Origin of the sequence: Aeromonas sp. QDB68 (genome assembly GCF_027707405.1) — a bacterium.
GTDB classification, from domain to species: domain Bacteria; phylum Pseudomonadota; class Gammaproteobacteria; order Enterobacterales; family Aeromonadaceae; genus Aeromonas; species Aeromonas caviae.
The window spans coordinates 1-21,456 of the sequence record NZ_JAPCIQ010000071.1 but is presented as its reverse complement, the minus strand read 5'-3'; the positions used below and the strand labels follow the sequence as shown (position 1 = coordinate 21,456).

Sequence of the window (21,456 nt, the reverse complement as noted above, 5' to 3'; positions counted from 1 at the left end):
GGGAGTCACATGGAAGATCAGATCCTGGAAAACGGGAAAAGTTCCGTTCAGACCGCTATTTGTGTATAAGAGTCAGGGCATGACCTTGACTGGCAATCACGAATTTGGTCGCTCACGAGGGAATTTTTCAGGTCACATATGCCTATCTCTAACCTATCCACATAGCCATGCTTGACGAAATTCATACGGACAGAATCAATATGGCCACAGTAATCCACGACCATCAATATTGGTCACGACTCAACCCGTTCACTTAACCAACTTGCTCTCCATCACACCTTGCTTGCCTTCCTCTTCGCTGACCTGACTCAGCTTGGAGCGGGCCATCAGCAGGCCCATCTTGACCTCCTGCCAGACGTAGTAGTTTTTACCCGCCTCGGTGCTGAGGGTCAGGGTGGCATCGTTCTCCGACTTGGAGGTGATGGTGTGGCTGCCCGGCGTCACCTGCTTGAGGATATAGCTGTGGGCCACGGTATCGCCGACTGCCACGCCATCCACCAGCACCGGCATTTTCACCGCCGTGCCGAAGGTCTCGTTGCGATAGATATAGAGATTGGCCGCATCCTTGGGCGCCACAAACTGCTTGGCCTGCGCGTCTGCGGTGGCATCGGCCATGGGTACGGAAGCACAACCGGAAAGCAGCGCCGCCGACAGCAGGGCGGCACTCATCATTATTTGCCTGAACATAGTCGTTATTTTTTAGTGGGTTAACGGGCATTAAAGGTTCGCATGAGCCTGCACTGGCTGACAATCGCTCAAATCGAGCGGGGTGTGACTCGGCTCAATTTTTCAGCATTTGGCAGCCTCCCCTGTCGCTATCATTCCTCTCGCCAAATCGGCCATTGCCCTTCAGAGCCCCGCTGGCAGCCAAACGGGAGCTTGTGGCTTGCCGCCTGCCTTTATAAGACAAAACGATGGCATTTTCGCAAAACCTATAAATTAAATTTATACCAACCGTTTTGGCTGCAACTAGGGCATCGGGCTGCCATTACAGGTGCCAACAAGGGGTTGGCCGATCTGAATTGCAGCTGCGCGTTGCTTTAACCACACCGCCAGCCAAGGCATACTGCCCCGTCATCAGATGGGAGTCATTAATGTCTAAGTGGATACCGACACTACGCCGGATGGGGCACTGGTTTTTGCGAAAAACGGCGCTGGCGCTGCTGACCAGCCTGCTGTTTATGATCTCGTTTACCCTGTTTCAATACGTATCGTGGTGGCCTGCACTGACCGAGGATACTTCCCTCGAATGGAGTGGCCTCTCTTCAGAAAGGACCTTTGCTGAACTGGCCCCAACCATGCTGGAGTTCAGCGCCTTACTCGCGTGTGTTTACTTACCCCTGTTTTTGCTGATACCCCGTCCGCTGTTGTTGCCGCTCTTTGCCGGACTCTGGTTGTGGCAGACCTATGACATCGCCTTTATGACGGCAACCGCATCGACCTGGCTGCCACACGAGATCATCCGAACCTTTATTCTGCCTCATACCCACTGGCTGCTGCTCACCCTGCTGGCGCCATTGCTGCTGATCCGCCAGCTTGGCAGGCGACTATTTGCGGATAGATCGGCAACACAGGCAGGGGGCGTCATCCTGGACGACGGACGGTAGCCAGAGGGAGCGATTGATTACGCGATCGTCCGATGACGCTTCGCTAATCGAACCTACATGCAGGCGGGTTCCAACAGGTATCCGCCTGTCGGGCTCACCGCAACTGAAACGCCTTGACGAGAAATTCGATAAAGAGCCGCACGTTGCGGGACTGCTCCTTGTGGAAGGGGTAGACGGCGAAGAGGGCGTGGGGGTCGGGTTGCCAGTCGGGGAGCAGTCTGACCAGGGTGCCGTCCGACAGGTCGTTCGACACGAATTCATCCGGTACCAGGATCACCCCGAGCCCCTGCACCGCCGCCTGTTTCAGGGCGATGCCGTTGTTGGCACAGAAGCTGGCGGGGGGCAGCTCCACCGCCACGCTCTCCGCGTCCTGGGTGAAGAACCACTTGTTGGGGGAGGAGGAGAGGCTGTAGCGCAGGCAGTTGTGGCCCTTGAGATCCACCGGGTGGGCGGGTTGGCCCGCCTCCTTCAGGTAGTCGGGGGCGGCGCACAGCACCCGCTGCACCTCGCACAGGGGTTTGGCGCGCAGGGTGGAGTCCTCCAGGGTGCCAGCCCCCCGGATCACCACGTCCAGCCCCTGATCCACCAGATCCATGTAGGCGTCGCTCAGGATCACCTCGATGCCGATCTCCGGGTAGCGGCGCTGGAACGCGCAGACGAGGGGGTTGAGGCGGATCAGCCCGTAGGACATGGGCATGCCGATCCTCAGCCTGCCCCTGGGGGTGAAGGAGGCGGCCATGATGGACTGGTCGGCGGCCTCCAGGCTGTCCAGCACGGCGCATATCTGGCCGTAATAGGCCATGCCGGATTCGGTGACGCTCAGCCGCCTTGTGGTGCGGTTGATGAGGGCGATGCCGAGATAGGCTTCCAGCTCGTTGATGTTCTTGCTGACCGCCGCCTGCGAGAGGCGCAGGTCGTCCGCCGCCGCCCTGAAGGTGCCCATTTCCACCACCCGGCGAAAGACGTTCAGCGCCGTGATCTTGTTCATCCTGCCCCCGTTAATTCACTACTGGTAAATGATGGCGCCATCATTGCGCACTTTTATCACAATAGTGCGGTTCCCCGGGGTGTCCACCCCCCATCCCCCGCCAGACAGAGAGTTGCCGGTGGCAGACCGGTCCGGATCATGGCCCTCCGGGGCGTGGCGGGTCCGGCAGAGACGCAGACGAAAGAGAGGCGATGAGCCCCGGGCACCCCGGCCTGTGACGGCAGGCATAAAAGCAGGCGGCAGGGCCCGGGCCCCGCCGCCAGATGGCACGCACCGGCTTACTGCACCTTGCCGGGGGCGGGGGGCAGGGTGATGCCGACATCGGCCCAGGGGTTGGTGCCGAGCAACTGGGCGTGGGGCACGTCGGCCTGGTAGCGCATGGTGAACGCTCTGGGCCCGTGGGCGAAGGCCACCAGCAGCCCCTGTTTTGCATCCATCAACCCGGCGTGCATGCCGAGCCCGTGATAGCTGATCCGCACGGCCTTGTCCTCCAGGCCCACCCTGTCTATCTGGAAGCGGGCGATGCTGCCGTCTTTGAGGGTAAAGCCCCAGCGGAAGGGGCCGCCGCTGACCACCGTCATCACCTCGTCGATGTCGGTGCCGTCCTCGGCGGAGTTGACGTGCATGCGGCCATATTTGCCGAGCACGGCGCTGCGGGTGCGCTCGTCCAGCGCCATCACGTCATAGACCTTGGGGTAGGGGCCGACGCCGGTCTCTTCGGTGGCGACGCCGCCCCCTTGCACCGCAGGCGCGCGCCCTGCGAGCCTGGCCTGTTCCAGCAGGTCCCCCTGACTCAGGTTGAAGGCCGCAATCAGGGCGCCGTGCTCCGCTTTGGTCAACGCGCGGCGGTGGGAGGCTTCAAGCAGCGGCCTGGCGGCCTCGGGAATGTCGACGGTGACCACGTTGACGCCGATGGGGTTGAGCGCGTTGTTAACCGCCTCGACCCCGGTCACGGCGGGGCGGCCATCGCTGAACTGCACCGAGACGATGTCACCGGCGAAGGTGTTGAAAGAGAAGGCCGAGGCGAGGGTGCCGGCCAGCAACGGGATAGGGGTGAGTTTCATACAAGACTCCTCGTTAAGGTTCGAGAAGCAGTCTAGGGCGGCGATGTGTTCACTGAAATGACACTCGGATGATATGAAAATTCACTGACAGTAATGAATCGTGGGGATCAAGAGCCGTCGGCCCGCCCCGGGGGAGATCGCCCTCTGCCAGAGGGTGTGAGCCCGGCTGACGCAACGGGACCCGGCTTATGGTATGACTCTGGACGTTACTCATCAGAACCTGTCGGAGGACGAGACAATGCTGGCGTTGATCACCACGGCGCACCACACCTGTTACCCCAATCCCATCGCCTTTCGGGCCGGTGAGCGGGTGCGCATCGGCCATGAGGACGACGAGTTCCCGGGCTGGGTGCGCACCTTTACCGCAGACGGCAACGAGGGGTGGGCGCCCCTGTCCATGCTGACCCCGATCAGCGCCGGGGAGGCGCAGGCGCGCCAGGACTATACCGCCCGGGAGCTGGACGTGGCGGCGGGGGAGCGGGTTCGGGTGGATCGGGAGCTGGCAGGCTGGCTCTGGGTTCACAACGAAGCGGGGCAATCCGGCTGGATACCTGCAAGCTGCATCGCCTCGCCCTCATAAGGTGGCAGCGGCTCGGAGAAGGAGTAGAGCGGAGAGAAACCCGGCCAGCGACGGACGTGCGGCCGGGTGAATTGTAAAGAGTAGGGTGACGGAAAACGGGATCAGCCTAGTCTAATCAACTCGATGGGGGCGTAGCGCTCCTGGCTGTTCGTCAGCAGCACGCACTTCTCATGTTCCGCCTCATAGGGGGTCAGGTTGTCGGTGTGCGCCTCCTTGAGGGTGTCGACCGCGCCAGTGGCGGCAATCATCACCCGTTGGCCCAGGGTCAGCACATTGCGGTTTCGATCGTAGATCTTCATGGCATTCTCCTTGTGGGATGGGGGCCCCGGCCCGTGCCGGGGCAACGGGCTCCAGACTACGCCCCTCGAAAAACGAGATGCCTGTCACAGATCAAAAAAAGGGGAAAGAGGGACTCGGTGCGGCGACGGGGTATGGCGCGCTGGTCTCGCTGCCCGCCGGTGATCGCCACTGCCTGTCGCAGGGCAGGAAGAACGCCCCCGCTTTTCATCTCCTCGGGCTCGAACTGCAAGGGGGATGCGCTATAGTGGAGCCGCTCGTTTTACTGCCTTCAACCAACCGAGAGTGCATTATGAATCGTGATATCGCAGCCCAGTTCATCAAGATGCTGACCAACCTGGACCAGTGTCTGGCCAAGGCCGAGGCCCACGCCGAGGCGAAGAAATTCAACGTGGACAACTTCTTCAATGAGCGCCTCATCGTCGACATGCTGCCCCTGAGCAAGCAGGTGCTGATCTGCTGCGACAGCGCCCGCGCCGTGGTGGCCACCGCCAGCCTGAGCGAGCCGCCGGTGCTGGGGGATGATCCCAAGACCATGGCGGATCTGCGCGCCCACGTGGCCAAGACCATCGCCTACCTGCAAGGCAAGCTGGACGCCGATTTCAGCCAGTATGCGAGCGGCCACTACTACCCCTACTGGGCCGGTGGCAAGGGGATGGACGGCCATAGCTGCGTCCACGAGTACGGCATCCCGAACTTCTACTTCCACCTCACCATGACCTATGCCCTGCTGCGCCAGGCCGGGGTGGATCTGGGCAAGCGGGATTACCTGGGTGGTCTGAACCTGCAATAAACCGCGCTTCAGCGACGACAAAGCCTGCCCCCTGGCAGGCTTTGTCGTTTTCGGCCCGGCTCAGCGCCCCAGGTTGTCGGCCAGTTGTTTGGCGCGACTTGCGGCCCACTGATCGATCATTTTCTCCATCTCCAGGGCGGTGATGGGGGAATCCTTGTGGGTGGTGTCCGGGCTCTCGCGAGCGTCCATCACCCGCACCAGCAGCTTGCCGCTCTGGGCGTCGAGCAACTGGGCCATGCTCCCCACCCTGAGCAGATAGGGCTCCTTGCCTATCACCTCGCGGGTGACGTTGATGGCGATCTTGGCGGGCAGCAGATCCCGCAGTTTGGGGTTGGGCCGGGTCAGGTCGAAGTTGGTGATGGCCGCCTGCACCCGCCCAGCAGGGCGGCGGCCATGGTCATCATCAAGACTCGTTTCATGGGGGCTCCTGGCGGTGGATGGTCGCTGCAAGAGCGCAGCCCGCCCTGCCCACAGAGATACCTGATCAGGCCCCTCTCTCACAAGGGGTATCTATGTGGGGGCCACCGGGGGAGCCCCCGTGTCGGGTCACTCGGCGGGGATCTCGGGCTCCACCAGGGTGGCGAGCTGCATCAGGGACTCCTGCCAGCCGAGGTAGCACATCTCCACCGGGATGACCGCCGGTATACCCGCCTGTTCGATGGCGAGATCGGTGCCGCACAGCACCTGGGTGAGGGTGATGGTGACCTGCATCTCCCCCGGCAGGTTGGGGTCGTCGAAGCGGTCGGTGTAGCGGATGCGCTTGCCCGGCTCCAGCGCGAGATACTCGCCGCCGAAGGCGTGGGTGTGGCCGCTGGCGAAGTGGGTGAACGACATCCTGAACTGGCCGCCGACCCTGGCATCCAGCGCCGCCACCTTGCAGGTGAAGCCATGGGGGGGCAGCCATTTGGCCAGGGCGTCCGGCTCGATAAAGGCCTGGTAAACCCGCTGTGGCGGGGCCTTGAGCACGCGATGCAGGGTGACTGTGTTCATGGGGGACTCCTCTTGGTGGCAACAGGGACGGGTCGCAGCAAGGATAGCCGTCATCCCCGTGGCCTGCGGGGGGGCGTCGCCTCCTTTCGCCTGCAGAGAGGATTTTTCGTTTTCTCTTCAAGGAGTTGATCAAGATAGAGGTTATTGTCACCGTTCGCTCATATAATCGCCGCCATGCAAGCGACTCGGAAGGGTTCGATGACACAGCTGATGGCGGCCCTGCTGGGGCTGTTTTACGCCAGCCTGATCTGGGCGGCGCCCGTCCCCTTCGTGACGGCCCCCGGCCCCCATGCCACGCAGGGGAGGCTGGAGCCCCTGCTCTCCTGGTTCTCGGGGGAGTTTTCCAGCCAGGAGCAGGCCACCTTCGATGCCCGCTTCACCAGCGCCGAGCTGCGGCTGGTGGAGATCTGGCCCGGGGAAGGCCCCTTTCGCTGGGTCTATGCGGAGCAGTTTCTGACCGAGCGGGCGCAGCGACCGTTTCGCCAGCGCATCTACCGCTTCTCCTCCCTGCCCGATGGCCGCATCCTGATGGCCGAACTGACCATGCCGAGGGCCACGGATTTTGCCGGCGCCTGGCGTCGGCCCGAGCTGCTTGACTCCCTCACCCCGCAGCAACTCTCCCTGCGCGAAGGGTGCGAAATCTGGCTGACCCGCCAGCCGGGCGGGGAGTACAAGGGACAGACCCGGGTCGGGCATTGCGCCACCGATTTTGGCGGTGCCACCACCCTGGTGCAGTACCTCTGGATCGGCCCGGACAGCGTCCGGTTGCTGGACAGGGCCTATGACAACGGCGCCCATCAGCGCTGGGGCAGCCCGGGGGAGGGTTACGTCTACCTGCGCAAGGGGATGCGGCGCGGGGAGTAGTCGCGCCGTCCGTCAAGGCCCCTCCCTGCTTGCCGCCAACGATGTGCCGGTCAGGCCGCCGGCCAGTGCCCCTGCAGATCCACCAGGATGGAGAGGCTGACCGCGCCAAACAGCAGGCCCGTCATCAGGTTGAGCGGGCGCTGGATGCGGCCGAGCAGGTGCTGGGCGCGGGGGGTGGAGAGGCTCCAGGCCAGGGCGCTGAACCAGACGAGGGAGAGCAGGAACAGCTCCAGGATCAGCAATCCCCGGGTCAGGCCATCCACCTGGGGCGTCACCATGGCGGCCAGCAGCCCCATGAAGAACAGCATCGCCTTGGGGTTGAGCAGATTGGTGGCCAGCCCGCTCTTCACCCCCTTGCGCCAGCCCGGCCGCTCGCCTCCGGCGCGCAGCGCCAGATCCCCGCTTCCCTGCCAGGCCGCTTTCAGCGCCCCCCAGCCCAGCCAGCCCAGATAGAGGGCACCCACCAGTTTCACGGCGAGAAAGAGCCAGGGCTGGCTTGCGATCAGCAGGCTGATGCCGGTCAGGCTCAGGGTGGCGTGGAGCAGGATGGCGAGGGCGATGCCAAGGGCCGCTCCGAGGGCGGTGGGCCTGTGCAGGCTGGTGCGCAGGATGAGTGCGAAATCCGGGCCCGGGCTCGCCAGGGCAACGAGGTGGACGAGACCCAGGGTCAGAAACAGGCTGGTGAACATAAAAGACCTCCGACAGCGGTATGGAGGTGACAGCATGGGGCAGGACGGGGGACGGGAGATTGTAAAAGATTGCAGCGGCGACGATTCAGGCGGGCAGCATCTGCTGGCGATACTCCGCCGGAGTGAGCCCGAAGGCCTGACGAAAACCGTGGTGGAAGTGGCTCTGATCGAAGAAGCCCACCGCCAGTGCCACCTCGCTCACCGGCAGACCGCTGCCGAGCAGGCGCTTGCCCTGTTCGAGGCGCAGCCGCTTGAGCCAGGCATAGGGGGTCATGCCGGTCTTCTTCTTGAACTGACGCAGGAAGGCGAAGCGATCCAGTCCGAACAGGGCGGCCAGGTCTTCCAGACTGTGGCGCTCGTCCAGCCGGGCCAGCAGATGGTCGCGCAGGTATCTGAGTTGGGGATCCGCCAGGGCGTGGCGCTCGGGGGCGAGCCGGAAGAGCTCGCCGAGCAGGGCCAGCAGCTGGCTCTCCGCCAGCAGGCCGTCGGGGTTTGATTGATCCAGGTACATGTGCAGACGGGCGAAGCCCTGATAGAGGTCGGGGCGACTCTGCAGCCCCTTGTCGAAGAAGGGCTCCGGGTGCTCCGGCAGCCAGCGGGCCAGCTGCTCGGGGGCGATGGAGAAGACCCGCACCTCGTACCCTTCCGGCAGCAGGCTGAGGCCGTCGTGCATTTCGTCCGGGTTGACGGTGGAGAGTTCGCCGCGCACCAGGTTGTGGCTGTTCCCCTTGTGGATGAACTTCTGGCCGCCCTGCTGCACCAGACCGATGTGGTAGTCCAGATGCACGTGGCGGCCATAGCTGAACTCCCTGTGGTGGGAGTGGGAGAGTTCAACCCCCGGCAGCAGCCGGGATTGCCAGTAGTGGATGCGGGATTGGGGTGCGTTCATCCCCTATTGATACCCCGAAAGCGGCCCCTTGGCTTGTAGATTATTGCGCCGGCGCCTCAGCCGGCCTCCTGGCGCCGCTTGCCGCTGCGCAGGCCATCCAGGCTGAACAGCACCAGGGCGCTCCAGATGCAGCCGAAGGTGATCATCTTGTCCAGCGCCAGCGCCTCGCCATAAAGGGTCACCGCCAGGATGAACATCAGGCTGGGGCCTATGTACTGGAAGAAGCCCAGGGTGGAGAGCTTGAGCCGGGTGGCCGCTGCGGTGAAGCAGAGCAGGGGGGCCGTGGTGACGGCGCCCGCGGCGATGAGCAGCAGGTTCAGGTGCCAGTCATTCTGGGTGAGGTGGCTGGTGGGGCTGTCGGCGATGCCCCACAGATAGAAGGCGGCTGGCGGCAGCATGATCAGGGTCTCGATGAGCAGGCCGGTGAGGGCGTCCAGGGCCAGTTTCTTGCGAATGAGGCCGTAGATGGCGAAGCTCGAGGCCAGCACCAGGGCTATCCAGGGCAGGGAGCCGAAGGCGATGAGCTGGACGGCGACACCGACAAAGGCGAGCCCTACCGCCCACCACTGCAGGCGGCGCAGCTTCTCGCTCAGAAACACCATGCCGAGCAGCACGTTGAACAGGGGGTTGATGTAGTAGCCCAGGCTCGCATCCAGCATGTGGCCGTTGTTGATGGCCCAGATGAACAGCAGCCAGTTGCCGCCGACGGTGACGGAGGTGAAGGCCAGAGTGAGCAGCACCTTGGGATGGCGCAGCACCGCCTGCACCTTGTGCCACTGGCGTCCGAGCAGCACCAGCACCATCAGCAGGGCGCAGGACCAGATCATGCGGTGGGTCAGGATCTCGGCGGCCGGCACGGCGGAGAGGGACTTGAAGTAGATGGGTGCCAGGCCCCAAAGGGTGTAGGCGCCGAGGGCATAGAGGACGCCCTGGCGCTGGATCTGTTGTTGCATGCGGATAACCTTCACTGGAGTGCGGATGTCGGGAAACATCGCAAAAAGTCAGTGTAGCGATCCTTTTGCAGGGAAAGAAGACAATAAATGGGTCTGACGGGATTTTAACAGCAGGAGCGACTTCAGCGACCGCCCCCGCGGCGGATCTTCTCCACGTCCATCAGCAGCCACAGCATGAGGGCGATGGCGGAGATCCAGGGGCCCCAGGTGACATAGGCTTCCCCCTGACCCAGCACGAAGAACAACAGCGGCAGTCCCACGACCAGAAACAGTACACTTCCCAGAAAAAACAGCATTTTTATCTTTAAATTTAATGGCTTGCTATTTGACGATTATATCGATTGAGCGAGGGGATAAAAGAGTAAAAATGAGAAAGGGGGATTTCTCCCCCCTGTTTTGTTGATAAGCGTCATTTATGACGTTATTCGAGCTGGATCCAGGTGCTTTTCAGCTCGGTGTACTTCTCCAGGGCGTGCAGGGACTTGTCGCGCCCGTTGCCGGACTGCTTGAAGCCGCCAAACGGCATGGTCATGTCGCCGCCATCCCAGTTGTTGACGAAGACGGTGCCGGCGCGCAGGGCGCGGGAGCCCTTCACCGCCTGGTTGAGATCCGCCGTCCAGATCGCCGCGGCCAGGCCGTAGTCGGTGTCGTTACCCAGCGCAATGGCCTCTTCCAGGGTGTCGAAGCCGGTCACCGCCAGCACGGGGCCGAAGATCTCCTCGCGGAAGATGCGCATCGTCGGGGTCACGTCGTCAAAGATGGTGGGTTCGATGTAGTAGCCGCCCTCCTCGGGCTGGGTGCGCTTGCCCCCCAGCAGCAGCTTGGCGCCCTCCTGCTGGCCGATGGCGATGTAGTTGAGCACCTGCTCCATCTGGATGTGGTCCACCATGGCGCCGATGCGGGTGGTGGGGTCGAGCGGGTTGGCCGAGATCCACTCGCGGGCGTGGGCCAGCAGCCGCTCCATGAACTGGGGCTTGATGCTGTTTTGCACCAGCAGGCGGGAGGCGGCGGTGCACACTTCCCCCTGGTTGTAGAAGATGGCGCCGACGGCGCTGCGGGCGGCGGCATCCAGATCCGGTGCATCCGCCAGCACGATGTTGGGGCTCTTGCCGCCGCACTCCATAAAGGCGCGTTTCAGATTGGACTTGCCGGAGCACTGCACCAGATGCTTGCCGATCTTGGTGGAGCCGGTGAAGGTGATGCAGTCGACGTCCATGTGCATGGCCAGCGCCTCGCCCACGGTGTGACCAAAGCCCGGCAGCACGTTGAAGACGCCGTCGGGGATGCCCGCCTCCTTCGCCAGACCCGCGATGCGCAGGGCGGTGAGGGGGGATTTCTCGGAGGGTTTGAGGATCACCGAGTTGCCGGTGGCGAGCGCCGGGCCCAGCTTCCAGCAGGCCATCACCAGGGGGAAGTTCCAGGGCACGATGGCAGCCACGACACCGAGGGGCTCGCGGGTCACCAGGGCCAGGGCGGACTCTTCCACCGGGGCGACCTGATCGTAGATCTTGTCTATCGCCTCGGCGTTCCAGGCGATGCAGTTCGCGGCGGCGGGGGCGTCATACCCCATGGCGTCGCCGATGGGCTTGCCCATATCCAGCGACTCCAGCAGTGCCAGCTCCACCAGGTTCAGGCGCATCAGCTCGGCGAAGCGCTGCATGATGAGCTTGCGCTGCTTGGGAGAGAGGCCGCACCAGCGCTTGTCGTCGAAGGCGGCACGGGCCGCCTTGACCGCCAGCTCGGCATCGGCGGCGTCGCAGGAGGCGACCCTGGTCAGCAGTTGGCCGTTGGCCGGGTTGATGCAATCGAAGGTGGCGCCGTTGACGGCATCCCGGTAGGTGCCGTCGATAAAGGCTTGCGAGGGCAGGGTCAGATGGGCGGCCTTGTGTTGCCACTGGGCCAGGGTCAGGTCACTCATGTTCACTCCTTGAACCGGCAGAAAGTCAGTCTCCGCGTATCAATATGCTAAACATCCTGCCGCTTGTAAATCCATCTTGTAACAATTCATTAAACACTGTTCCCGAACAACCCGGGCCAACGGCGGGTCACACCGGGCGCCCTGGCCTGTGGTGTCGGGGGTCGCGCGGCGGGGCGGGAGCCCGTGTCGCGGGCCTGATCCCCGGGTCGGGCAGGGGTGGATCCCGGCGGGCTGTTCCGAGAGAAGGCCCGTCAAAAGCTGGCGGGCGTGTTGGCCGAGATCAGCACGCACTCCTGATCCCCCACGTTGCGAAAACGGTGGGGAGTGCGGCTGTCGAAGTAGTAGCCATCCCCCGGTGCCAGCAGGTGAACCTGCTCGCCTACCGTGACTTCCACCTGACCCCGGATGACGATGCCGCACTCTTCCCCTTCGTGACTCAGCATGTCGTCACCGGTGTCGGCGCCCGGGGGCAGTATCTCCTGCATCATGCCGATGGCGCGGTTGGCGCGGCTGTGACCCACCAGACGGTAGCTGATGGGGTGGGTGCCGAGATCCGGCATGTCGTCCGCACGGAAGATCACCTCGGAATCCATCTCCGTCTCGTCGGTGAAGAAGCTGGCCAATGACATGGGGATGCCTTCCAGCACCTTGCGCAGGGAGGCCACCGAGGGGCTCACCTGATTTTTCTCGATCTGGGAGATAAAGCCGTTGGTCACACCGGAGCGTTTTGCCAGCTCGCGCTGGGAGAGGGCCGCCTTGGTGCGAACCGCCTTGAGGCGGTGACCGATATCCATCGATAGACACTCCTTGACTGTTTACTATTATTAAAATTGTGTTAAATATCTTATACCACCCCTGAGGGGTGACACCAAGCCGGGCGATAAAAGCCCTTTTTTATGGATTCAGGTGTTTAATTTAATAGGCATGAGCCGGGTGTTACTAAACGCCTTAAGGATGAGGTGACCATGAAACCTGTCAGCGACATCAATACCCCCGACATGTCCGCATTCTGGATGCCGTTCACCGCCAACCAGCAGTTCAAGGCGGCGCCGCGCATCCTGAAGTCGGCAGAGGGGATGTATTATCACTCAGAGGATGGCCGCAAGATACTGGATGGCACTGCCGGACTCTGGTGTTGCAACGCAGGCCATGGTCGGCGCGAGATCGCCGAGGCGGTCTCCCAGCAGATCTCCCACCTCGATTTTGCCCCCACCTTCCAGATGGGCCACCCCCTGCCGTTCGAGCTGGCCAACCGGCTGGTGGAGATCGCCCCCAAGGGATTCGGTCACGTCTTCTATACCAACTCCGGATCGGAGTCCGTGGACACCGCGCTCAAGATTGCGCTGGCCTGGCAGCGGGCTCGTGGCCAGGGGACCCGTACCCGGCTCATCGGCCGCGAGCGCGGCTACCACGGGGTGGGTTTTGGCGGCATCTCGGTGGGGGGCATTCCCGGCAACCGCAAGTGGTTCGGCTCCCTGCTGACCGGGGTGGATCATCTGCCCCACACCCTCAACATAGGGAAAAATGCGTTCACCAAGGGATTGCCAGCAGAAGACCTCACCCTGGCCGATGAACTGGAGAAGATTGTCTTCCTGCACGACGCCAGCAACATCGCGGCGGTCATCGTCGAGCCCATCGCCGGCAGCACCGGGGTCATCATGCCCCCCAAGGGCTATCTCAAGCGGCTGCGGGAGATCTGTACCAAACATGGCATCCTGCTGATTTTTGACGAGGTGATCACCGGTTTCGGCCGCCTCGGCTCCCCCTTCGCCGCCCAGGAGTTCGACGTCATCCCCGATATGATCACTTGCGCCAAGGGGCTCACCAACGGCGCCATCCCCATGGGGGCCGTGCTGGTGCAAAACCATATCTATGACGACATGATGGCGGCGGGCAAGGGGGCCATCGAGCTGTTCCACGGCTACACCTACTCCGGCCACCCGGTGGCCGCGGCGGCGGGTTTGGCGACCCTCGAGATCTATCGCAACGAAAATCTGCTGACCCGGGCGGCCGAGCTGGCGGGCTACTGGGAGGAGGCGGCCCATTCCCTCAAGGGCTGCAAGCACGTGAAGGACGTGCGCAACTACGGCCTGGTGGCGGGCATCGAGCTCGAACCCATGCCCGATGCGCCGGGCAAGCGGGCCTACGAGGTGTTCGTGCGCTGCTTCGAGAAGGGGGCGCTGATCCGGGTGACGGGAGACATCATCGCCCTGTCGCCGCCCCTCATCATCGAGCGCAGCCAGATCGACGATCTCTTCACCCTGCTGCAGGACGCCCTGCAGGCCCAGGACTGACCCCCACATCACACAGGATGGCGCTCGTCCCGGGCGTCATCCCCCTGTGCTGCCCCGGCGCGGCGAGGGGAGGACGGATGACCCATCACGGAGGATTTATGAGTTACAGGATCGACAACTTCATCGACGGCGAGACGACCGAGAGTCGCAGCGAGCGTTTCGGTGCCATCTTCAATCCGGCCACCGGCCAGCAGCAAGGCTCCGTCGTTCTCAGCACGGCCGATGAGTGTGCCGAGGCGATTGCCTGCGCCGAGCGCGCCTTTGGGGAGTGGTCCCAGACCCCGCCGCTGGTGCGGGCCCGGGTGCTGTTCCGCTTCAAGGAGCTGATGGAGCAGCACAGGGACGAGCTGGCCCAGCTCATCAGCCGCGAGCACGGCAAGGTCTTCTCCGACGCCCAGGGGGAGCTGACCCGGGGGCTGGAGGTGGTGGAGTTTGCCTGCGGTATTCCCCACCTGCTCAAGGGGGAGCACTCTCTCAACGTGGGCCGCGGGGTGGACAGTCACTCCATGATGCAGCCGGTGGGGGTCTGCGCCGGCATCACCCCGTTCAACTTCCCTGCCATGGTGCCGCTCTGGATGTTCCCGGTGGCCCTGGCCTGCGGCAACACCTTCATCCTCAAGCCCTCGGAGAAGGATCCGTCCCTCTCTCTGCGCATGGCCGAACTGCTCAAGCAGGCGGGCCTGCCGGACGGGGTGCTCAACGTGGTCAACGGCGACAAGGAGGTGGTGGACGTGCTGCTGACCGACCCGAGGGTCGGTGCCGTGTCGTTTGTCGGCTCCACCCCCATCGCCCAGTACATCTATGCCACCGCCTCGGCCCACGGCAAGCGGGTGCAGGCCCTGGGCGGCGCCAAGAACCACATGGTGGTCATGCCGGATGCCAATCTGGATCAGGCGGTTTCCGCCCTGATGGGGGCCGCCTATGGCGCGGCGGGCGAGCGTTGCATGGCGATCTCGGTGGCCGTGGTGGTGGGTGACGAGACCGCCGATGCCCTGGTGGCGAAGCTCTCTCCCCTGGTGGCGGCCCTGCGGGTCGGCCCCGGCCTCGGTCAGAGTCCGGAGAACGAGATGGGGCCCCTCATCAGCCGGGAACACCTGGCCAAGGTGCGCGGCTACGTGGATCAGGGAGTGGCCGAGGGGGCCGAGCTGGTGGTGGATGGCCGGGGCCTGAGCCATGGCGAGGGCTACTTCATCGGGGGCAGCCTGTTCGATCGGGTCGGCCCCGAGATGCGCATCTACCGGGAGGAGATCTTCGGCCCCGTGCTCGCCATCGTGCGGTCCCCGGACTACGAGACGGCCCTGCGCCTCATCAACGAACACGAGTATGGCAATGGCACCGCCATCTTCACCGGTGACGGAGATACCGCAAGGGACTTCACCACGCGGGTTCAGGTCGGTATGGTAGGGGTGAACGTTCCCATTCCGGTGCCCATGGCGTTTCACAGCTTCGGTGGCTGGAAACGGTCCATCTTCGGGCCGCTCAACATGCACGGGCCGGATGGGGTGCGCTTCTACACCCGGATGAAGACGGTGACCGCCCGCTGGCCCCAGAGCCTGCGCGCCGGCGCCGAGTTCTCCATGCCGACCATGAAGTGAGCCACCGGCTCGCTGCCATGGCTTTAATCTCTTGCCCCCGCAGGCCGCCGGTCTGCGGGGGCGCTTCTGTCAAGGAGTAACAGATGCGACTGGGTATTCTCGATTGTGACCGGCTGGACCCCGATTTGGTGGGGGATTTTGGTCCCGTTTACTCCGAGATGTTTATCAAGGGTTTCCGGGCGTTGGCCCCCGAGCTGGAATTTCGGGTCTGGTCCGCCCTCGACGGCGATCTGCCCCCGGATCTGACCGAATGCGATGCCTGGCTCATCACCGGCTCGCGCCACGATGCCTACAGCGACATCCCCTGGATCCTGGCGCTGCGCGACTGGATCCGCCGGGCCCACGATGCCAACGTCAAGCTGGCCGGGGTCTGCTTCGGCCATCAGGTGATCGCCCAGGCGCTGGGAGGGGAGGTAATGAAGTCCACCAAGGGGTGGGGGCTGGGGGTGTCTGTCCATGCCATGCAGATGACAAAACCCTGGATGGCGCCGGGGCTGGACACCATCCGCATCCTGGCAAGCCACCAGGATCAGGTGGAGCAGCTTCCGCCGGGGGCGACCCTGCTCGCGGGCAACGACTTCTGCCCCAACTTCATGTTCCTGCAGGGGGATCACATCGTCGCCATCCAGGGGCACCCGGAATTCTCGGTGGCGTACAACCGGGCCCTGATCGAGCGGCGACGGGACAGGCTGCCCGATGCACATTACCAGAGCAGTCTCTCTTCCCTGGAAGGGGAGGTGGATTCCGCCACCATGATGCAGTGGCTGCTGCAGTTCCTCGGCATCCTGCCGATCGGGGCCGACGTGCGCTGAACCCCGTTTGTCATATCCACCGCGCTGATGCTAGATTTTGTAGCAAAATGAAGGATCAAGCGGCGATATGCCCAGTCCGGATGATACACTGGCCGCCATTTTTGGCGGCCTAGTCCATCGACGAGCGCCGCGTCAGTCTGTGAGGGGGCAACCTTGAAACTACAGCAGTTGAAGTATCTGATCGCGGTGCGGGACCACAATCTCAACGTCTCCGTTGCCTCCGATGCGCTCTATACCAGCCAGCCTGGGGTGAGCAAGCAGATCGGCTTGCTGGAGAGCGAGCTGGGGGTGCGCATCTTCGAGCGCCGCGGCAAGCACCTGCACCGGATCACCCCGGTGGGGGAGGAGATCATCAAGTGTGCCGAGGCCATGCTCAATATCGAGAGCAAGATCAAGGCCATCTCCCGGGAATACCTGGATCCGACCGTGGGCACCCTCAACATCCACACCACCCACACCATCGCCCGCTACCTGCTGCCGAAAAGCGTCACCTACTTCACCAAAAAGTACCCCAAGATCTCGTTCCACCTGCATCCTGTGATGTCCGCCACCAAGGAGCAGATCAGCAAGGGATACTCGGATTTTTCCATCGTGGCCCACGAGATAGGCTTCGACAAGGAGCTGATCGCGCTGCCCGCCTACCTCTGGACCCTCTCCCTGGTGGTGCCCCAGGAGCACCCCCTGGCCAAGGTGAAGAAGCCGACCCTGGAGCAGCTCTGCCAGTATCCCATCCTGAGCTACGAGAGCGGCGCCACCGGGCGTCAGGTGCAGGACAAGGTGTTCCAGGCGGCCGGCCTCACCCCCAACTACTACATGACGGTGATGGATGCCGGCGTCATCAAGCGCTACGTGGAGCTAGGCTTTGGCATCGGCATCATCTCCTCCCTGGTTGCCAACGATAGCGATGCCCCCAGCCTCGTGGCCATCAATCTGGAGCACCTGTTCGAGCCCTGCCCAGCCCAGATCTGCTTCAGCAAGAGCATCCTCTTGCAGAACTACATGTATGACTTCATCAGCTCCTTCTCCCCCCATCTCACCAAGGAGATGATCCAAAACGTGATGCAGCAGCCGACCCAGGCGCGCATCGACGAGCTGCTGTCAGGGGTGGAGCTGCCCGTCTACTGATCCCGCTTCCGTTTCTGTGCCGGCACCCCGGGGTGCCGGCCTCCTCCCGCCGAGGTTTCCATGTCCCGCATCCTGCTGCTCGCCAATCTCAACTGTGATCATGTGCTCTCCCTGGCCGAACCCCTGGTGGCGGGGGCGCGGCTGCAATACGTGGATCAGGGGCGCAGACTCGGCGGCGGCGCCGCCAATACCGGCATCGGACTGGTGTGGGCGGGGCACGAGGTGATCATCGCCTCCCGGGTCGGGCTGGACGACACCGGTGACTGGCTGCTGGAGCAGGCGGCCTCATACGGCCTGGATTGCAGCCATGTGGAACGCTTTGGCGGCGAGACCGGCGAGCTGCTGGTGCTGGTGGACGCCACCGGTGAGCGCACCATCCTCAGGCGCCCACGTCGTCCGGATCTGCCGGGGGATCTGCCGACCGAAGGGGTGGACTGCCTCTATGTGAACTATCCGGGTACCGCCATCGTGGGCTACATGCGCCAGATGCTCGCCAAGAGTTTCGTGGTGGCCCAGTATCCCAAGGGGGGGCAGGCCCGCCGCCCTTGCCACGTGCTGGTGGCCTCCCGCACCGATCTCGGCGAGGTGAGCGACCCCTGGCAGCATGCCCGCCAGCTCGCGGGGGATCAGCTCGAATGGCTGGTGCTGACCGAGGGCAAGGCGGGCGCCGTGGCCATTCACGGGGAGGAGCAGGTCAGGGTGGCGGCGCGACCGGTCTCCGTGGTGGATACCACGGGGGCGGGGGATGCCTTCGCGGGCGGCCTCATCCACGGTCTTGCGCGGGGCATGGCCATGGCCGATGCGTTGCAGTGCGCCGTGGACTGGGGCGCCTTCGCGGTGGCCTCCGAGAGCTCCATCCCCTCCCAGGCGCTGCGCAACTGGCTGAAACAGCCCCACTGAACTCGCCGGACAACGGCTCCGGCGATGGCAGAGGAGGTGGGGGTTTGTCGACGGAAACCGCCAAAACCCCTCGCTGAGGCGGCAAGTTTGCGATCAATCAAAGAAAGTGTCGATTTATGTACATCTTCGTCGACACCCGCCCGGGCTGCTCTTACCCTTGTGACTTCACGACTCGGTCGAAGAAGCCCATCCCGTGCGCACGCATGTGCAGACCCCCTCTTTGGCCACCGGCTGTCGTCCTGATTTCTGGCTTGTAGTAAGAGGCAAGTGCGACCATGCAACTGACACGATTTACCGACTACGCCCTGCGTACCCTGACCTTCCTGGCCATCCAGCCCGGTGATCGCCTGTCGACCATCACGGAAGTGGCCGACACCTTCGCCATCTCCCGCAATCACGTGGTCAAGATAGTGCATCAGCTCGGCATCAAAGGTTACATCGAGACGGTGCGTGGCAAGCATGGGGGCATCCGCCTCGGCCGTGCCGCCGTCTCCATCAACCTGCGCGATGTGGTGATGGACATGGAGCACGTGCTCTGCCCGGTGGACTGCAAGCGCGAAAACTGCCGTCTCTCCGGGGGCTGCCGCATCCAGGGCATTCTGCGCCGCGCCATGCACGCCTTCCTCGAGGTACTGGGGGAGTACACTTTAGCGGATGCGGTGCGGGATCCCACTCGTCTGTGCCACCTTCTCGGCATAGAGCAGGATAATATTCTGACCATGGCATGATGCCACGGTGAATGACAGAGGGGCCTGCGGGCCCCTCTGTCATTGCCAGCGATCAGAGCTGGGGCACAAGGGTGATGGCACCGTGCAGACAGGCGAGGCCGCAAGCGCCGCAGCCATCGCAGGCGGCCATGTTGACGGTTACTCCCTCGTTGCCGACCTTGATCGCCTGCTGGGGGCAGGCATCTTCACACAGCAGGCAGTAGTAGCCCTGACGGGCCTGGCAGCTCGCCTCTATCCTGACCCGGGTCTGCACCTGGCGGCCGAGGCAGAGATCCAGTGCGCCCGTGGGGCAGGCTCTGGCGCAGCTGCCGCAATAGCTGCACTGGCCACAGGCGAGATCCAGCACTGGGGTACCGGCGATGGGGCTGCCGTCATATTCGGGGCGATCGGCGGGCTTGATGAGGCCGTTGGGACACGCCTTGAAGCAGTCGCCACAACGGGTGCAGAGGGTGAGGAACTGGGACTCGTCGATGGCCCAGGGCGGGCGTGCCTCATGGCAGACCACCTCGGGTCTGCGGGGGCTCCCCCATGCGTGTGCCAGCCAGCGACAGAAAAAATGCGTCATGCCCACTCCCATACCTATTAGGGGTTAATTTTATCCAGTTTTGGGCCGGCAAGCCAGAGAATAGCGGCGGGCAGGATCGCAAGCCGGGTTGCCCTTGTGTAAGCTAGGCGGGTCTTTTTGCGGGATTGAATGAACTCATGTGGCTATTTCTGTGGCGTGCTTCTCTGCTCTATGTCTTCCCCCTGCTGATGTGGGCCTACTGCCATCTCAAGGGTATCGAGTTCAGTGAACTGGATACCGGGGTCAACAGCCACAAGTGGGTGGTGCTGGCGGCCTACCTGCTCTATGTGCTGATCTGGTTGCTGCTCAACCGCTATCTCGAACTCTTCCTGCGCCAGCGGGGGCGCCGATGACCCCGCTGCTGACCTGGTGGCCTGCCATGCTGGCTGGCGGGCTGGCACTGCTGTTCGGCTGGTGGTGGGGGCGGCGCAGCGGCCGTGAAGAGGCGCTGCTGCTGGAGGAGCGTTATCAGGGGTTGCAGGATCGCTGGGACGCGCTGCAGGACGAGAAGATGCTGGCTCAGCAGAAGCTGGATCAGCAGCAGACCCTGCTGCTCAAGCTCACCGCCCGTCTCAAGGAAGCCGAGGCGACCCTGCGCAGCGAGCGCATCGCCAGCGCCGAGAAGTTGCAGTTGCAGCAAGAGGCTGAACAGCGCCTCAGCCAGCAGTTCGAGAACCTCGCCAATCGTATCTTTGAACAAAATGCTGGAAACTTCCGCGAACTGAATCAGAACAGCATGGATCTCCTGCTCACTCCACTCAAGGAGCAGCTCGAGGGCTTTCGCCGCCAGGTGGGAGAGACCCACGCCCAGGAGACGGCCCAGCGCCACAACCTCAAGTTCGAGCTGGAGCGCCTTGCCGAGCTCAACGCCCGCATGACCGAAGAGGCGGCGGCGCTGACCCGGGCCCTCAAGGGCGACAGCAAGCAGCAGGGCAACTGGGGGGAGGTGGTGCTGGCGCGGATCCTCTCCGAGTGCGGCCTGCGCGAGGGGCATGAGTACCACACCCAGGTCAACATCGAGGTGGACAAGGGCAAGCGCTACCAGCCCGACGTCATCGTCCACCTGCCCCAGGAAAAGGACATCATCATCGACGCCAAGGTGTCGCTGACCGCCTATGAGCGCTGGTACAACGCCGCTGACGATCTGGAGAAGGCGGTGGCGCTCAAGGAGCACGTCGCCTCGGTGCGCAACCATATCCGCGAGCTGGGCCGCAAGGATTACCAGCAGTTGCCCGGGGTGCGCACCCTGGACTATGTGCTGATGTTCGTGGCGGTGGAGCCTGCCTTCCTCGCTGCCCTGGAAGCAGACCCTTCCCTGGTGCGCTACGGGCTGGAACACAACATCCTGCTGGTGAGCCCCACCAACCTGATGGTGGCGCTGCGCACCATAGAGAACCTGTGGCGCTACGAGCGGCAGAACCAGAACTCGCGCCAGATAGCGGAGCGGGCCGGCCGCCTCTACGAGAAGCTGCGGCTGTTCGTGGAGGAGATGCAGCAGATGGGGGGCAGCCTGCACAAGGCGCAGGAGAGCTACGACAAGGCGATGGGGCGGCTGGTCAACGGTCGTGGCAACCTGATCGCCCAGGCCGAGCGCTTTCGCGAGCTGGGGGTCGAGGTGACCAAGCCCTTGCCGGACGCGCTGGTGGACCGGGCGCTGGAGCGAGAGGAGTCGGCGGACTGAGGGGAGTCGTCATTCGCCGGGACAACGAAAAGGGCAGCCATTGGCTGTAATGCCAGTCAGTTAAGCCTGACTGGCATTGTTTTTACTAGGTTTTCTCGTCGCATACTTCTGTGGTTTGGCTTTG

The 21,456-nt window shown here is 63.4% G+C and carries 24 protein-coding genes and 1 pseudogene; 12 read left to right on the top strand and 13 right to left on the bottom strand.

The annotated features are described in order from the left end of the window. Window positions 1-249 precede the first annotated feature (249 nt). The gene (locus PG892_RS16875) at window positions 250-687 is read right to left on the bottom strand and encodes a DUF2846 domain-containing protein (RefSeq protein ID WP_139390179.1); all 438 of its coding nucleotides are present in this window, start codon (window positions 685-687) and stop codon (window positions 250-252) included. A gap of 437 nt (window positions 688-1,124) precedes the next feature. Between PG892_RS16875 and PG892_RS16870 the strand changes: the two genes are divergently transcribed. Then, on the top strand, window positions 1,125-1,607 hold the full coding sequence (locus PG892_RS16870; protein WP_264787802.1) for a hypothetical protein: 483 nt from the start codon (window positions 1,125-1,127) through the stop codon (window positions 1,605-1,607). A 94-nt stretch (window positions 1,608-1,701) separates the two neighbouring features. On the opposite strand, the gene PG892_RS16865 is transcribed toward PG892_RS16870, so the two are convergent. Beyond that, window positions 1,702-2,595 (bottom strand): LysR family transcriptional regulator, encoded by an 894-nt coding sequence (locus PG892_RS16865; protein WP_264787128.1) that lies wholly within the window; start codon window positions 2,593-2,595, stop codon window positions 1,702-1,704. 278 nt (window positions 2,596-2,873) lie between these two features. Then, window positions 2,874-3,659 carry a hypothetical protein gene (locus PG892_RS16860; RefSeq protein ID WP_270825603.1) on the bottom strand — a complete coding sequence of 262 codons (786 nt, stop codon included), beginning with the start codon at window positions 3,657-3,659 and terminating at the stop codon, window positions 2,874-2,876. A 238-nt stretch (window positions 3,660-3,897) separates the two neighbouring features. On the opposite strand from PG892_RS16860, the gene PG892_RS16855 reads away from it, so the two are divergent. After that, window positions 3,898-4,239: an SH3 domain-containing protein gene (locus PG892_RS16855; RefSeq protein ID WP_264787130.1), complete on the top strand. Its 342-nt coding sequence runs from the start codon at window positions 3,898-3,900 to the stop codon at window positions 4,237-4,239. Between the two features lie 101 nt (window positions 4,240-4,340). Here the strand turns inward: PG892_RS16855 and ydfZ are convergent, their stop codons facing one another. Continuing rightward, entirely contained in the window at window positions 4,341-4,538 is a 198-nt protein-coding gene (ydfZ, locus tag PG892_RS16850; RefSeq protein ID WP_010672483.1) for a putative selenium delivery protein YdfZ, read from the bottom strand. A 290-nt stretch (window positions 4,539-4,828) separates the two neighbouring features. On the opposite strand from ydfZ, the gene PG892_RS16845 reads away from it, so the two are divergent. Further along, window positions 4,829-5,329: a DUF1993 domain-containing protein gene (locus tag PG892_RS16845; RefSeq protein ID WP_041212145.1), complete on the top strand. Its 501-nt coding sequence runs from the start codon at window positions 4,829-4,831 to the stop codon at window positions 5,327-5,329. 60 nt (window positions 5,330-5,389) lie between these two features. Here the strand turns inward: PG892_RS16845 and PG892_RS16840 are convergent. After that, a pseudogene (locus PG892_RS16840) lies at window positions 5,390-5,704 on the bottom strand (DUF3313 family protein); the annotation flags it as partial. Between the two features lie 171 nt (window positions 5,705-5,875). Further along, entirely contained in the window at window positions 5,876-6,319 is a 444-nt protein-coding gene (locus PG892_RS16835; RefSeq protein ID WP_042882233.1) for an SRPBCC family protein, read from the bottom strand. Window positions 6,320-6,517: 198 nt separating this feature from the next. On the opposite strand from PG892_RS16835, the gene PG892_RS16830 reads away from it, so the two are divergent. Continuing rightward, window positions 6,518-7,183 (top strand): chromophore lyase CpcT/CpeT, encoded by a 666-nt coding sequence (locus tag PG892_RS16830; protein ID WP_041212148.1) that lies wholly within the window; start codon window positions 6,518-6,520, stop codon window positions 7,181-7,183. 50 nt (window positions 7,184-7,233) lie between these two features. On the opposite strand, the gene PG892_RS16825 is transcribed toward PG892_RS16830, so the two are convergent. From PG892_RS16825 to PG892_RS16800, 6 genes are all read right to left on the bottom strand, one after another. Then, window positions 7,234-7,872: a LysE family translocator gene (locus PG892_RS16825; RefSeq protein WP_010672488.1), complete on the bottom strand. Its 639-nt coding sequence runs from the start codon at window positions 7,870-7,872 to the stop codon at window positions 7,234-7,236. Window positions 7,873-7,957: 85 nt separating this feature from the next. Beyond that, window positions 7,958-8,761, bottom strand: coding sequence for an AraC family transcriptional regulator (locus tag PG892_RS16820; RefSeq protein ID WP_270825602.1), 804 nt, complete (start codon window positions 8,759-8,761; stop codon window positions 7,958-7,960). A gap of 56 nt (window positions 8,762-8,817) precedes the next feature. Then, window positions 8,818-9,714: an EamA family transporter RarD gene (gene rarD / locus PG892_RS16815; RefSeq protein ID WP_104453197.1), complete on the bottom strand. Its 897-nt coding sequence runs from the start codon at window positions 9,712-9,714 to the stop codon at window positions 8,818-8,820. A 122-nt stretch (window positions 9,715-9,836) separates the two neighbouring features. Next, entirely contained in the window at window positions 9,837-10,010 is a 174-nt protein-coding gene (locus PG892_RS16810; protein ID WP_010672491.1) for a hypothetical protein, read from the bottom strand. Between the two features lie 125 nt (window positions 10,011-10,135). Then, window positions 10,136-11,632 (bottom strand): aldehyde dehydrogenase, encoded by a 1,497-nt coding sequence (locus tag PG892_RS16805; protein WP_039039526.1) that lies wholly within the window; start codon window positions 11,630-11,632, stop codon window positions 10,136-10,138. Window positions 11,633-11,883: 251 nt separating this feature from the next. After that, window positions 11,884-12,426 carry a cupin domain-containing protein gene (locus PG892_RS16800; protein ID WP_010672493.1) on the bottom strand — a complete coding sequence of 181 codons (543 nt, stop codon included), beginning with the start codon at window positions 12,424-12,426 and terminating at the stop codon, window positions 11,884-11,886. Between the two features lie 171 nt (window positions 12,427-12,597). Here PG892_RS16800 and PG892_RS16795 point away from each other — a divergent pair, with 171 nt between their 5' ends. The 6 genes from PG892_RS16795 to PG892_RS16770 all read left to right on the top strand — a co-directional run bounded on the left by PG892_RS16795 (window position 12,598) and on the right by PG892_RS16770 (window position 19,086). Further along, on the top strand, window positions 12,598-13,926 hold the full coding sequence (locus tag PG892_RS16795) for an aspartate aminotransferase family protein (protein ID WP_039039525.1): 1,329 nt from the start codon (window positions 12,598-12,600) through the stop codon (window positions 13,924-13,926). Window positions 13,927-14,024: 98 nt separating this feature from the next. After that, window positions 14,025-15,521: a CoA-acylating methylmalonate-semialdehyde dehydrogenase gene (locus PG892_RS16790; RefSeq protein WP_041212151.1), complete on the top strand. Its 1,497-nt coding sequence runs from the start codon at window positions 14,025-14,027 to the stop codon at window positions 15,519-15,521. Window positions 15,522-15,604: 83 nt separating this feature from the next. Then, entirely contained in the window at window positions 15,605-16,333 is a 729-nt protein-coding gene (locus tag PG892_RS16785) for a glutamine amidotransferase-related protein (RefSeq protein WP_201891023.1), read from the top strand. A gap of 153 nt (window positions 16,334-16,486) precedes the next feature. Further along, window positions 16,487-17,458 (top strand): LysR substrate-binding domain-containing protein, encoded by a 972-nt coding sequence (locus tag PG892_RS16780; RefSeq protein WP_210538367.1) that lies wholly within the window; start codon window positions 16,487-16,489, stop codon window positions 17,456-17,458. A 60-nt stretch (window positions 17,459-17,518) separates the two neighbouring features. Next, window positions 17,519-18,358, top strand: a complete 840-nt coding sequence (locus tag PG892_RS16775) for a PfkB family carbohydrate kinase (RefSeq protein WP_104452044.1) — start codon at window positions 17,519-17,521, stop codon at window positions 18,356-18,358. 275 nt (window positions 18,359-18,633) lie between these two features. Beyond that, window positions 18,634-19,086: an Rrf2 family transcriptional regulator gene (locus tag PG892_RS16770; protein ID WP_010672499.1), complete on the top strand. Its 453-nt coding sequence runs from the start codon at window positions 18,634-18,636 to the stop codon at window positions 19,084-19,086. Between the two features lie 52 nt (window positions 19,087-19,138). On the opposite strand, the gene PG892_RS16765 is transcribed toward PG892_RS16770, so the two are convergent. Beyond that, entirely contained in the window at window positions 19,139-19,651 is a 513-nt protein-coding gene (locus PG892_RS16765) for a ferredoxin-type protein NapF (protein ID WP_041214095.1), read from the bottom strand. 137 nt (window positions 19,652-19,788) lie between these two features. Here PG892_RS16765 and PG892_RS16760 point away from each other — a divergent pair, with 137 nt between their 5' ends. Next, window positions 19,789-20,004 carry a hypothetical protein gene (locus PG892_RS16760; protein WP_010672501.1) on the top strand — a complete coding sequence of 72 codons (216 nt, stop codon included), beginning with the start codon at window positions 19,789-19,791 and terminating at the stop codon, window positions 20,002-20,004. Further along, window positions 20,001-21,332: a DNA recombination protein RmuC gene (gene rmuC, locus PG892_RS16755; protein WP_160837014.1), complete on the top strand. Its 1,332-nt coding sequence runs from the start codon at window positions 20,001-20,003 to the stop codon at window positions 21,330-21,332. Before PG892_RS16760 ends, rmuC begins: the two co-directional genes overlap by 4 nt. The last annotated feature ends 124 nt before the right edge of the window (window positions 21,333-21,456 follow it).